This is a genomic window from Enterococcus sp. DIV1368d (genome assembly GCF_050542975.1).
Classification (GTDB): domain Bacteria; phylum Bacillota; class Bacilli; order Lactobacillales; family Enterococcaceae; genus Enterococcus_D; species Enterococcus_D casseliflavus.
The window spans coordinates 189,039-202,191 of the sequence record NZ_CP172939.1 but is presented as its reverse complement, the minus strand read 5'-3'; the positions used below and the strand labels follow the sequence as shown (position 1 = coordinate 202,191).

General features: G+C 43.5%; 11 protein-coding genes. 2 read left to right on the top strand and 9 right to left on the bottom strand.

What is annotated here, in order from left to right:
* Positions 1-340: 340 nt before the first annotated feature.
* Together IGJ44_RS00915 and IGJ44_RS00910 are read right to left on the bottom strand one after the other, a co-directional pair.
* A complete protein-coding gene (locus IGJ44_RS00915) occupies positions 341-1,780 on the bottom strand; it encodes a helix-turn-helix domain-containing protein (RefSeq protein ID WP_430606042.1) in 1,440 nt (479 codons plus the stop codon).
* The gene (locus IGJ44_RS00910; protein WP_167826611.1) at positions 1,758-2,186 is read right to left on the bottom strand and encodes a hypothetical protein; all 429 of its coding nucleotides are present in this window, start codon (positions 2,184-2,186) and stop codon (positions 1,758-1,760) included. The genes IGJ44_RS00915 and IGJ44_RS00910 overlap by 23 nt, the downstream gene beginning before the upstream one ends.
* Before the next feature lie 210 nt (positions 2,187-2,396).
* Between IGJ44_RS00910 and IGJ44_RS00905 the strand changes: the two genes are divergently transcribed.
* Positions 2,397-3,890 carry a helix-turn-helix domain-containing protein gene (locus tag IGJ44_RS00905; protein ID WP_167826610.1) on the top strand — a complete coding sequence of 498 codons (1,494 nt, stop codon included), beginning with the start codon at positions 2,397-2,399 and terminating at the stop codon, positions 3,888-3,890.
* Positions 3,891-4,073: 183 nt separating this feature from the next.
* Here IGJ44_RS00905 and IGJ44_RS00900 read toward each other — a convergent pair whose 3' ends face one another.
* The 5 genes from IGJ44_RS00900 to IGJ44_RS00880 form a co-directional block, all read right to left on the bottom strand.
* A complete protein-coding gene (locus IGJ44_RS00900; RefSeq protein WP_005232670.1) occupies positions 4,074-4,337 on the bottom strand; it encodes a hypothetical protein in 264 nt (87 codons plus the stop codon).
* Between the two features lie 16 nt (positions 4,338-4,353).
* The gene (locus tag IGJ44_RS00895) at positions 4,354-5,784 is read right to left on the bottom strand and encodes a catalase (protein ID WP_430606040.1); all 1,431 of its coding nucleotides are present in this window, start codon (positions 5,782-5,784) and stop codon (positions 4,354-4,356) included.
* A 305-nt stretch (positions 5,785-6,089) separates the two neighbouring features.
* Positions 6,090-6,806 (bottom strand): acetolactate decarboxylase, encoded by a 717-nt coding sequence (budA, locus tag IGJ44_RS00890; RefSeq protein WP_430606039.1) that lies wholly within the window; start codon positions 6,804-6,806, stop codon positions 6,090-6,092.
* An 18-nt stretch (positions 6,807-6,824) separates the two neighbouring features.
* A complete protein-coding gene (gene alsS, locus IGJ44_RS00885; protein ID WP_005232673.1) occupies positions 6,825-8,477 on the bottom strand; it encodes an acetolactate synthase AlsS in 1,653 nt (550 codons plus the stop codon).
* 253 nt (positions 8,478-8,730) lie between these two features.
* Positions 8,731-9,690 carry an alpha/beta hydrolase gene (locus tag IGJ44_RS00880; RefSeq protein ID WP_167826607.1) on the bottom strand — a complete coding sequence of 320 codons (960 nt, stop codon included), beginning with the start codon at positions 9,688-9,690 and terminating at the stop codon, positions 8,731-8,733.
* 218 nt (positions 9,691-9,908) lie between these two features.
* Here IGJ44_RS00880 and IGJ44_RS00875 point away from each other — a divergent pair, with 218 nt between their 5' ends.
* Positions 9,909-10,835 (top strand): methyl-accepting chemotaxis protein, encoded by a 927-nt coding sequence (locus tag IGJ44_RS00875; protein WP_167826606.1) that lies wholly within the window; start codon positions 9,909-9,911, stop codon positions 10,833-10,835.
* Between the two features lie 100 nt (positions 10,836-10,935).
* Here IGJ44_RS00875 and IGJ44_RS00870 read toward each other — a convergent pair whose 3' ends face one another.
* Both IGJ44_RS00870 and IGJ44_RS00865 read right to left on the bottom strand, forming a co-directional pair.
* Entirely contained in the window at positions 10,936-11,709 is a 774-nt protein-coding gene (locus IGJ44_RS00870; protein ID WP_430606037.1) for a hypothetical protein, read from the bottom strand.
* Positions 11,710-11,713: 4 nt separating this feature from the next.
* On the bottom strand, positions 11,714-13,114 hold the full coding sequence (locus IGJ44_RS00865) for a hypothetical protein (protein ID WP_413130240.1): 1,401 nt from the start codon (positions 13,112-13,114) through the stop codon (positions 11,714-11,716).
* Between the last annotated feature and the right edge of the window lie 39 nt (positions 13,115-13,153).

Sequence of the window (13,153 nt, the reverse complement as noted above, 5' to 3'; positions counted from 1 at the left end):
CTTAACAACCTCTATTGAAAAAACATCTTGCCATCCAATTAGTAAATAAATATCAATTCTCTTTTATTATACTACGCTTCGTTTTTTCGACTCAAGCAAATGACTCCCTTGCTTGTCAAAGAGAACGAGTTGTTGGAAGAATGGGTCTACTGATAAAGGACCACGTTTTGCATCCAACGCATTGTCGATCCTCGGCTTCAGCAATTTTTTTGTGTTGCCTAAGATCCTCTGGCGTCATCAGAAAAAAACACTGTTTTTCAAATGGGTGGCTGCCAGTTGAACAACAGTGTTTCAATCGTTTTTTTTGTCCTTTGCTTTCAATCTTGTACTGAGTGCCTCCCTATTCGTACTTCATTTTTCGCAAATCGAGGATTTTTTCTGTGAGAATCGCCCAATCTGTCGGCCTTGGTGGTGTTAACCAGCAAACTTGATCGATGCTGCTGTTTTCTGCCAAAACAATATCCGAAAGTATCAAATCGGTTTGCAACGTGGGACTACGTTGGAATAAAATATTCAGATTGACGATACGGGAAATCGATTCTTTAATAAAGTGATTGTAGGCTTCCCCGAATGAAAAGTCGACGCAGACATACAATGGTTCAATAATTTCATTCATCGGAATCGTGGTAACTAGTAAGAGCAAGTAACGATAAAATAAAAATTCCTTTGCTTCCCATAGAACCTGCTCCTTTTTATTTTTTTCCAAAAATGTCCGACACCATTCCACATATTCAGGATACGCTTCGAAAAAGTACGTCACCTCCGTCATCGTATACTTGTATTTCACGTACAAAGGAAAATGAACCAACTCATAGTGGATCTTCATTAGCTGATCTTTTAGGCGAACCTCATATTGGCGACTGTTTTCTTTCAATCGTGGCGTCAAAAAATCCATAAACAGCTGATTGAGGCGAAGAATCTCTGGGCAAGAGTCTTGCATGAACCGTTCCTCCTCAAGCCAACCTTCCACAATCAAATAGTTTAACAATCCGAGACTTTCTTGTTTGATGAAATCTTCCTCCATGGTCTTTCTACTGCGCAACCATGTTTGTATCGTTGGGAGTTTCTGGCTCGCCACTTGATTTGCTAAAGAAGTGTTTGAAAGTTTCGCTAAATAATGCTGATTTCGAATTCGAACCGTCACAATCCCTAAATATATCTTCAATCGTAAAGCCAGAGACGAAGAATAGTTATCGGAAAAAGCTGACCCGAAAAAGAGTTGCGCAAAATGATTGATTTCTTTCGCGCTCTGAAGGGTCCGTAATGGGTCTAAGCGCTTCATCATACTAAAAAAAAGCAAGGCAACTTCTCGGATGCGCCATTCATCCCCTACTAACTTAAACTCTTTATTGATGTCGATCGCAAATGCCTGCAGCGCTTTTTTCAGCTCCTTAAATTCATTGTAGACGGTTGTATGGCTTAAAAAGTGGTCCAAAGCAAAGCTGTTGATGGAATGCAGCTGTTCACAAAAAATGGCCGTAAACAGTGAAAATTTGATCGATTCCTCAGCGTAATAAGAAAAGAGGAGCTCAGAAGTAAATCGACCATTCGTGTGCAGTTCAATTGATTCCCCGTCCCAGCTGAGTGCTACTTCTTTTTGTAAGCCAAACTGAACGAAATCAGCAGCTAATTCTTCCACTATTTTGCCTACTAAAAATGGAGACATGCCGAAACGATCCATTAATTGCTCCCTTGATCTTGTCATGAAGGGCGCATGCTCCAGTTCTTTGTATACATTCAGCTTACGCTGATCTTTTTTATTCAAAAACGTTGGAAACACAAATGGATGCCTCCTCCCTTCGCTGACCATAAAGAGCGATTCCAGATAACATCATGCTGAGCTGGCCGTGATACGTCGTCGGGTAGTTGCTTCGCATCATCTGATCGGTCATCTTTTGGGAAGCTGGTGCCATCTTTCCCTTCTCAAAAACCTCCTCTAGCATGATTCCCTGGAAGGACTCGACAGATGGTCTCGCTCTTTCTGCGGAGAAGTCATTTTCGTGTTCGGGATGTTTTTCATCAATCAAAGAAGCAGCATCGGCGGATCGATCAGCAAAATCGGACATGTTTTTTACTATATTGACTTGGGAACCAAAAGAATGTTCTGTATGAGGAAAAGCCAGTGGAACCTTCACCATCCCCAATACAACATAGGTACTTGCTAAAAAAATAATTCGACGGTCCATTTCTTTTTCCTCCTTTATGTATGATTTTTGGCAATTGGTTTCTCAGGTCCTTGCTATACTTACCGTGAACGATTGATATTCCCGGAAATGTTTTGCTGGTAGTCAGAGCCTTCAAGGCACTGTGGCAAGAACGCCTAACAGTTGAACGTTTCATTCTCTGTGTAAATGATTATGCTATAATTATTTAAACTTATTTTGTTGGAGGCTGACATGAAAACATTTCAATTAAACTTCATGCGAAACCGCACGTTGATTCGCTGGCTGCAATTGTTGAATGAATTTGAGAAAAGTCCCTCCCGTACACTGGGAGAACTCGCTGAAGTGACCGAGAGCAGTACGCGTACGTTGATTACTGACATTGCTAGCTTGCGAGAGTATTTTAAAGGGGCTATGGCGATCCATACAGCAAAAATCGGGTATCTTTTTGAAGAAATCGATCATGATAGGTATCGAAAGCAAAAGCAAGAATTGATAAAAGATGAACCGATTTTCCAGATTTTAGAAAGTATTTTTTATGATGAGCAGCAAACCCTCTTTGATTGGAGCTTAACGCTTAATATTTCTGAACAAGCGCTGATCAGCTACTTCCGGAAAATACAGCCATTTTTATCCCCTTTCTGTTTAAAAATCAAAACGGATCCCGTCTCTTTGGCAGGTTCGGAGATCGATATACGAAAATTTTTCTGTCTTTTTTACTACGAGTCTGACATTAATGTCCACACGTTATTTCCCTCGATCCATGTACAAGATGCGGTGATGGAAATCACTGACCTTTTGGAAACGAAGGCCTTACAGAGCTCTTCGTTTTCTTATTTTGCTTATATCCTTTATATTAGCGTGGAGCGCAGCAAACGCGGTTTACTTGCTGCCCCCTCTCCAGAACTAAGCGAGTTAGTTAAAAAAAATGGTTTACTTTCAAATTATGAGGACCTTAAAAAGATTATCCAGCGTTATTTTACCTTTGAGTTTCCTCAAGAAGAAGCAATCTATCTTTTGACTTGCATCATTTGTCGTCGCAAACTCAACACCGATCTAGAAACAAGCAAAGTGTTTTGTCTTAACTATAACCACTGGCCCGCGATCAAACAGATCACTGCTGATTTCTATGCCCAAAATCGCGGCAACAGCTTTGATGAACAAAAAGATTTGCTTTGGTTAGAGTCATTCTTCACTATTTTCAAGCTTCGTGAGTTGTTATCGCCAACGATGAACGTCAACATCGATGATTTGAATGCTTTCGTCAAAGAAAAATTTGCGGCTGAATATAAAAAAAATCGCCAGTTTTTGCTCTCACATCCTCTTGTGAAAACACTCTATTCTTTCGACCATTTGGATGATTTTTGTGCAAGTCTCACCTTCCACATGGAAGCCATCATTGAAGAGAATTGGGGCACACGGAGAACTATAGCTGTTATTTTTGAAGGTAACGAGTATGTTTGTGAGTACGCCGAAAGTATTATCCGAAAATATCTTGGCGTTTATCATGAAATGTACTACCCTGATTCAAACGAACTCTCCCACGAGTATTTAAAAGAAAAAAACATTAATTTTCTCATTACTAACTACTCCGAATACGCCACTGAATACTTACTGGATGTTGAAAGTGTCTTATTAAAATCAATACCCGACGCTGCCGATTGGAATTATCTTTTGAATCGAATCAATCCGAGAATTTTGCGGTTGGTCGTTCTTGATAATACGTAGTAATTCCAATCATTCACGCCGCTTCTCCAAAGAAAGAGAATTGATATTTCCTTGTCGCCTTTAAACGAACGCCTGACTAATCCTCCCATATAAAGCTGTTCTTTTTTAGTGGAAGCAGCTTTATATGGGACTTTTCCAATGAATCAAGTACGCTTTTTCCTTCTACGCCGCTACTATCAGCAATCATTGCTCTTTGGATTGATCTGCACTTAAAAATGTCCGTTTCGTAAAAGCCAGTGCGCCTACGAGGGTCATGAGTACGATGATTGGATGAGAAGATGCAGACAAGATCCCCAAAATCGCCGTCAACAGCGTGCCCGTATAACTCAAACCGACTGCCCATTGCTGAAGCCTTGAAAGCTCTCGCAGCTGCCCTTTAAAGGCCACCCCCAGCATCATTGCTCCGACAAAAGATAAAAGACCAAAAACTACATGTAAAAGTAACATTCTTTTTCCTCCTTTCTTAAATGTTCACATCGATCGCTTCAGCGATTCGTCTGCCGTATTCTGGGTCCGCACGGTAAAAATGCATGACCTGCCGTTCTTTGATCTGTTGATTTTGAACCTGTCCCAAACTTCCCGCAATCGTTTGAATTAAACGTGTTCGTTCTTCTTCTGAGAGCAAACTATAAAAATCACCTGCTTGGCTATAATAGTCTTCATCGTAATCAAAGGAACCGATCTCTCCTTCTAACGAATAGTGGATGCCCTTGGCATGCGGGTTTTCTTTGATGCCATCGAAACTGTTCGGTTCATAATTGATCCCTGAAGAATTCGTTTTGGTATTCATGAAACCGTCCTGTTGGTGATTATGGACAGGCGCTTTTGGCGCATTGATCGGCAACTGGCTGCTGTTGGGTCCAACTCGATAACGATGCGCATCACCATAAGCAAACAGCCGACCTTGCAATAGTTTGTCCGGTGAAAAATCGATCCCTGGAACGATATTGCCCGGTGAAAAAGTGACTTGCTCGACTTCGTTGAAATAGTTCTCTGGATTGCGATTCAAGGTCATGCGTCCCACTTCAATCAGCGGATAGTCTTTTTGTGAGACTGTTTTGGTCACATCAAAAAGATTGACGGCAGCTGACCAGCCTTCTTCAAAGGGAATGATTTGAACATAGAGTGTCCAAGAAGGATACTCCTTTGCCTCGATTGCTTTGTATAGATCTTCAATATGATAATCAGGATTGCTTCCCGCAAGTTCTGCTGCGAGCGCTGCACTCATGTTCATAATGCCTTGATCCGTCCGAAAATGATATTTCACCCAAAAGCGTTCCCCCTCTGCGTTAATCCAAGCAAATGTATGGCTCCCATACCCATGCATATGGCGAAAGGTTGCCGGTAACCCCCGATCCCCCATCAACAGGCTGACTTGATGGAGGGATTCCGGTGAATGGGACCAAAAATCCCACACCGCTTCTGGATTTTTCAAGTGCGTTCGCGGGTCTCTTTTTTGGGTATGGATAAAATCAGGAAATTTCAACGGATCACGAATAAAGAAAATCGGGGTATTATTTCCCACGAGGTCATAATTCCCCGCTTCCGTGTAAAATTTAACCGCAAACCCCCGAGGATCGCGCAACGTATCCGCAGACCCCAGTTCTCCGGCAACCGTTGAAAAGCGAATAAACAGGTCTGTTTCTTTACCGATGGCTGAAAGAAAAGCCGCTTTCGTGTACATCGTTACGTCGTTTGTTACTCGGAAGACACCATGAGCCCCCGCACCTTTCGCATGAACGACTCGTTCGGGAATCCGCTCACGATTAAAATGTGCCAGTTTTTCTAGCAAATGGACATCTTGGATCAACACTGGTCCACGGCGCCCCGCCGTCAAAGAATTCTGGTTATCCGCTACACTGGCTCCTTGCGCAGTCGTCAACTCTTTTTTCATATCCTTCCTCTTTTCTCTATAAAATCAGTCAAGTGTAATTACTCTCAACAAAATACTTCTAATTAGTACAAAAATTATCATTATTCTTCAAATATATCAATTTATTTGCTCATAAATAAGAATTATTTCAGATTTTTGACTATTTCCCAGCTTTTTTATCGAAGTATCCAGGTTTTTGCAGCAACCCTCACGATTAGAAGGAAGCACAAAAAAAGCAGTGAAGCGTTGGCTTCACTGCTACTTTTGCGCTCAATTCGATCCGAGACCACTCTACTGGCGATCAATTATTTTTTTCTGCCTGCTACTTATTCGGCAGCTTCAATATCCTTGGCGATTTTTGCGACATCGATCTCCCGCTGCAAGTAGTCTTGGTTGTCGATAGGAAAATGCTGACGAAATTCGGCTAGTTCCATCAATTCGACTTCACCAGCTGCCACTTCAAAGTCTAAGACATGACCAGCAAATGTGCGATCATCACTAATAAAATGCAAATGGAAACCGGCGGCCGCAGCACCGTGGAACAACAACGGGGTAAAGAACCCGACGATCGTTCCGCTGATATCTTCTGCTTGAAATTCCGGCTGATACTGGATGATCTCAATGAATTTTGGGTACGGTTTTTCTTGCTTTGGGGCAACGCGGACGTGCATCTTGGTAAATACCCCATGAATCTTGACAGCGGAAAACAAATTCGGGCTGACTTCTGTCAGGACTTGGTTTTTCACTTCTTCATCGGTCATTTCTTGGCTGACCTGCAGGTGCTTCGCCGCAGAAAAATCAACGACTGCCGCATAGGGGGTTCCTTCATTTCCTTGGAGCACTTGTACCTTGCCCGACTCGTCTACATGGTAGATTTCACCATCTAAAATAATCACTTCACCATTGGAACCAGCCAAAGTACCAATCCCAAAATTGCCATATTCAAGCATTTTTCCGATTTGCTCCGTGCCATCCATTAAATCCTGCATCAACCCACCTAGGGTGCCATGCTGATATAAATAACTTTTGTTTTTCACTTTCATCTTGATGCTCCTTTGGTCTTAATAAAATTGATCAGGTAGGATCGTTTTGCCAAGATCGGCATTGTCTGAATAATCCACAGGGATATCAATGATCACTGGACCATCCGTTGCAAAGCCTTCTTCGATGGCTGCCATCAATTCTTGTTTGGTAGTTGCCCGTAGGCCTTTGGCACCAAATGCTTCGGCATATTTCACGAAATCAACTGGTCCAAAATCAACCCCAGAAGCACGATCATATTTCATCTCTTCTTGGAATTTCACCATATTGTAGGTACCGTCATTCCAAATCAAGTGAATGATGTTTTGTTTCAAACGGACGGCTGTTTCTAACTCTTGGGCAGAAAACAAGAAGCCACCATCGCCAGATACAGAGATCACTTGAGTATTTGGTCGAACGAGCGCTGCAGCGATCGCCCATGGCAAAGCGACTCCTAAGGTCTGCATGCCATTACTAAAGAGCAGGTGCCTTGGCTCATAGCTGCGGAAATGACGGGCCATCCAAATGTAGTGGCTGCCGACATCCACCGTCACCGTCATGTCATCGGTCACTTCTTGTTGCAAAGCATCAATGATTTCCAGGGGATGCAAGGTATTGTTGCTGCCTTCGACATCCGCTGGTTTTTCATTGAGTTTGGTTTGCAGCGTCGTTAAATAGTTTTGAGCGTCTTCGGTCAAGTGATACTGATCGATGGCTTTTGATAGTTGTTCAATAATTTTCGCGATACTGCCCATCAGTTCAACTTCTGGCTGCATAAATGGATCGATCTCCATCGGTACTTCATCGATGACGATCACGCGGGCATCTTTTTCCGCATTCCAGTTGCGAGCTTCGTATTCGATCGGGTCGTACCCCACAGCGATCACTAAGTCGCTGCGTTTCAACAGCATATCACCAGGCTGATTGCGGAACAAGCCGACGCGGCCAAAGAAATGCTCTTCTAATTCACGAGAAATGATCCCGGCGCCTTGGAAGGTCTCTACGACAGGCAACCCAGTTTTTGCAACTAAATGACGAATCGCTTGTGTTTCTTTCACGCCTGAAGCCCGCATCCCTAAGAGTAGGACAGGCAGTTTGGCTTCTTTGATCCGATCGACGAGTGCCTGGATATCTTCTGCATCGGCACTGCCTAATTTAGGCGAAGATAGAGGTTTGATCGCTGCCCCTTGAACGGTTCCATCTGTCACATCTTGAGGAATGGATAAAAAGCTCGCCCCTTTTTTCGCTGTTTTTGCGATGCGAAAGGCGTTGGCAATACTTTCAGAAAGGGTTTCAGGATCTTGGACTTCACTGCTGAATTTCGTGATCGGCGCAAACAATGCCGCATTATTCATGCTTTGGTGGGTCAATTTTGAAAGGTCAGAACGCTTCACTTGGCCTGCTAGTGCCAGGACGGGATCACCTTCGGCAGTTGCCGTGACCAACCCAGTCGCTAAATTACTGGCTCCTGGTCCACTTGTCGCAATGACGACTCCTGGCTCTCCTGTCAGGCGACCGATTGCTTGTGCCATAAATGCCGCGTTTTGTTCATGTCGCGCCAAAATCAACTCTGGTCCCCGATCACTCAACACATCAAATACGCCATCGATTTTTGCACCGGGAATCCCAAAGATATAAGGCACCCGATGATTTTCTAAACTTTCAACAATGATTTCTGATCCTTTTGCACTCACTGTATTACCTCTTTTCGAAAACTGTATTAATCACAATACATATAATAGCACTTTATATTTATTTATCAACGAAAAACACTTATTAATATCTGTACTATAAAAACGTAGTTTTTTAGAGAGCGTTTGCATCTGCTTCAGACTGCAGGTGTACGTATTTCAATTTTTCCGACAAAAAAAGGAGTGGATCGCTCCACCCCATAAATCCTTTACTGTATCAGAACACCTCTAAAAAGAAGCTTCTTTTGTCGGTTTTTTATTCTGCTGGGACATTTTTTTCCGTCAGCCAACCGACAGCCAGTGTCATGGCCGCTCGTGCAGCTTGGGTCTGATCCATCGCATTAACCATCACAAAATCATGGATGATTCCTTGCAGACGTGCTTGGGTAACTTCCACGCCAGCTGCTCGTAAATGCTGCGCATAGGCTTCCCCTTCATCCCGCAAGACATCTGCTTCCCCTGTAATGATCAACGCTGGTGGCAGATCGGCTAACTCCTCTTTGGTCGCTCTTAAAGGAGAAGCGGTCATTTGATTCCGCTGTGTTTCATCCGTCGTGTATTGATCCCAGAACCATTGCATCCCTTCTTTGGTCAGAAAATAGTTTTCGCCAAATGCTTCATACGAAGGCGTATCAAAGCGGGCATCTGTCACAGGATAGAACAATAATTGCTGTGCGATCGGAATGCCACCACGGGCTTTCGTTAACAAGGTCATAACAGTCGCCATGTTCCCACCTACGGAATCGCCAGCCACGGTCAAACGGGTAAGGTCTAAGCCTTTGACATCGACAAATCCCGGTAATTGCTGCAAGACCGCATAATTTTGTTCGATCGCCGTTGGGTATTTTGCTTCTGGCGAACGACTGTATTCAGGAAAAATGACGATCGAGTTGGTTCGTACCGCCAATTCACGGATCAATTTATCATGAGTTGCGGCACTGCCGAAGACCCAGCCAGCACCATGGAGATAATAAATAACAGGGAGAATTGCATGATTTCCTTCAGGACGAACAAAACGAACATTGATGGTCCCCCATTCGCCTGTATCTACGGTCTGATCTTCTATCTCAACCGCCAATTTATTGACGGGCGACTCTTGGACTTGTTCCAATAGTGCGCGCCCTTCTTCTGGCGGTAATTCATAGATCCGTGGGTGCGGTGCATTTGCCTCACTAAATTCAACGGCTGCTTTTTCCAACGAAATTCTATCTGTCATACGATTCTCTCCTTTTGTTTGAAATCGTTCGTGTTGATCTTAAGGGTACCACCAAGTCATTCTGATGCAAAGAATCTTGCTTTCTTCTGTTTCCAAGCATTTTGTTCGACAAAAAAGGTGGTTTTTGCACTCTTAACTGCCTTGCCTTCATGACCGATAACTGTAAGACACTCGCTGTGTAAACTTCCCAAAAAACTGAAAGGCGTAGGTAAGTACGTATGAAATTCACATTAGATGAAACACAAAATAACCGTCTGCTCGCTGCTATTTTTCAAGAACTCGCTGTCATAGTCTTTGATCCGCAAAAAGAAGTTGTTTTCGCCAATGCCAACATGACTGATATCCTAGGGTACAGCCAAGAAGAAATCATTGGCTTGCCGCATCGGACCTTTTGTTTTGACCATTATGCTGCCAGTACGGATTACCAAGCTTTTTGGAATCAACTGCTGTACTCAAAGCAACGGTTTCAAGACAAAATCATCCGAAAAAACAAACAAGGAGAAAAACTGATTTTAGAAGGAATCTACTTCCCCGTCCTCGATGAGCAGCAAGAAGTCGTCAACGTCGTCAAAATCGCTTTTGACATTACCCAAAGAGAACAAGCCTTAGCGGTCACTATCAAAAAAGTGCAAGAAAGTGCTGCTTCCCTGACACGACTTTCTGCCAACGGGCATCAGCAAGTCGATCATTTGTCAGAGAACTTGGCGCAAGTCAAACGGCTGTCTGATCAAAATCAAGCAACGACCCATGCCTTAGAAATGGATAGCCAACAGGTGACAGCGGTGCTGCATGACATCGACCGCATTGCACAACAAACCAAACTGCTATCCTTCAACGCTTCCATCGAAACAGCACGGATCGGCGAACAAGCAGCTGGCTTTCGGGTAGTTGCCGATGAAATGCAAAAATTAGCCGAACAGACCAAGCAGTTGACCCAAACCATTGCCGCAACCATGCAAGCCATCAATCAACAAGCCTTAGTCGTGTTAGATAGTGCCGATTCGACGACCATGAAAATCAGTGATTCGCAAAAAAGCCTCGCTGCCGTTTTGCATTCTTACGACACGCTGCGAACGACGGCCAGTCTTTTAAACGATGAAGCCGAGTATTTATCAGAAACCAACGACACTGAGTTGGAAACCTAGAAACCAAATGAATAAAAAAAGAGCGCCGCTGTTTGCGACGCTCTCTTTGTTTTTTTGACCAATAAATTGATCCATTATTTGATTTCATCGATACTCAGCACTAGCCAGTCTCCCACTCTTGCAACAACTGCTGTAATTCTTGCAAAAATGATTGGGTCGCAAAGCCCAATGCTTGGAGAGGAATGCGGTATTCCTGTTGAATCACCAAAAAGCTACTAAACATTTTATGCTGGACCTCAAAACTGAGGTTTTTCCAAACACTCCAGGAAAAACTGGCTATTCGTTTTTCTTTCTTTTCGTACGTGCACAAATACACTCGTTCAACGCCAAAAAGCAGCCCCGCATTCGCTTTCTTGCCAGTCATCTTTGCCGTTAGCAGTGCCAGAAGCGTCTCCGTTTCAGGTACTTGAAAACTGGTAAGGACTTGTCTTTGCCATTGCCGTGGCAGCACTTGTCTTTCTCCAGAAAAATAGAACAAAAAATCTTGCTCTTGCAAAAAAGCATTCAAACGAGTTTGTCGCTCCTTGACTGGATCGCGTGGCGCCCGCTGAATCAAAGACGTCTGATTCATTGCCGATTGCTTTGACTGCTTGTGATCACTTGAACCCCCTGCCGCTGAGGAGTTTCCCAGGGGAAGAGGATCCATCGTTTGGTTGGCAGCAGCTGACTGACTGATTTTCTTCAACAAAGCAGCAAGGTGCGTCAGCGCAAGCTGTTTTTCTGTCATAGGATTGGCATGCGGGCTTTTGGTATGATCGAAAGATTGTTTAATGACCATTTTCCCACGACAATACAGACAAATCGCCGTGCCAGCGTCCCAATTGACTTCTAGTTCTCCTAGGCAGTGGGGGCATTGAATCGGAATAATATCCATTGAATCATCCTTTCGTTTCGATACAGGTATCGGAGCTTTTTGTTGTAAAAATACGGATCGTATTCCAGGTGACAAACGCCAGCAGCACTAGAAACGATAAGCCATAAAAACTGAAATACCAAGTCAGGATTGCTAAAAAAAGGATCAAGGCAAATTCATACGCCATGTTTTCCAGACTGCTGTAAAATACTGTTTTTCGAACGAGTTTCTTCCTCCGCGTTTCAAAAGCTTTCTTCGCTGCAGCCGTTGATGCATCCGACTGACTCAATGCCTGGGAAAGTTCTGCTTTGAATTTGCCGTACTCTGAGAAAAACTTGACCTCTGGTACGAGCAAGAAGTACCAAGTCGCAAGACAAGCAATCAGCAAGATGACCGCTGAAGCAAGCAGACTAAAGGCAACAGCCGGTAATAAAAAGCCATCAAATAGAAAACTCGAAGCAATTCCAGAAAATAATCCGACAAAAAAGAAGGTATAGCAGAACTGCCAAAGGACACTACTGGTCTTCGAAAAACTTTTCTTCACTTGCACCAGCTGTTCACATTCAGGAAGCTGGGTTGGAAAAAGACGTTCAGCATCGGTGCCATCAGCCACGAAAGAATAGGTTTGGTTTCCATACTTGAATTCGCCAATGTAATAAGGAAAATACAGTTTTTCCGTATCACATTGTTTCGGAAAAAGAGTCAGTTGAACCTCATTGGCAACCTCTGCTCCCACCAAATGGTCTTTGGCTTTTGCTTCAAAGACTTCCATTAGATGGGTATCAGAGAGTGCCGCTTCTCTGGAAATATCAAAGGGCAGCACCTGAGCGCCTTGACTAAGTGCCGAAAACTGCTGCATATCCGTGCAATAGGCGGCTCCTTTTTGAAGATGCAGCGGCAGCTTACCATTGATACTGTAATCCGCTTCTTTTTGGGTATCCGTAGGGAAATATTCATTGAAAACCGTTGTGTTCCCGCTGTTATGTAAAGAAATGTCGGCAGTAATGCGCCCACGCCCCCTCTGCTGTTCCTCGTGGACATAGCTTCCTCTCACTTGCGCATCATAAGCAATTTGAAAATAATACATCGGGATAAATACACGTTTGAGATAAACCATCTCTAGCTCAAAAAAGATACTTTCCGAGATGGTCTCTTGCCAAGCTAGTTTATTTTTCAACGCCGCTTCACATGCCTTTTCATCATAGGCAAACGGATAAAACCCTTCTTTGACGGTCCCTTGAATGCATGGCAACTCTTTCAGCGAGACGACTTGGTTTGTTTGTTCCTGGTTTGTTTGTTCCTGGTTTTTTTGTTCTGGTTTGATCAACAGCTCATTCAAGCAATACTGACAGACTGCTTTTCCTGAGTCCCAATCAACTTCTAGACGCCCTAAGCAACTGGGGCATTGGATTTGTGTGATTTTCATTTTTTCTCCTTTTTATGAATCGTTTTTTCTTTTCAACAA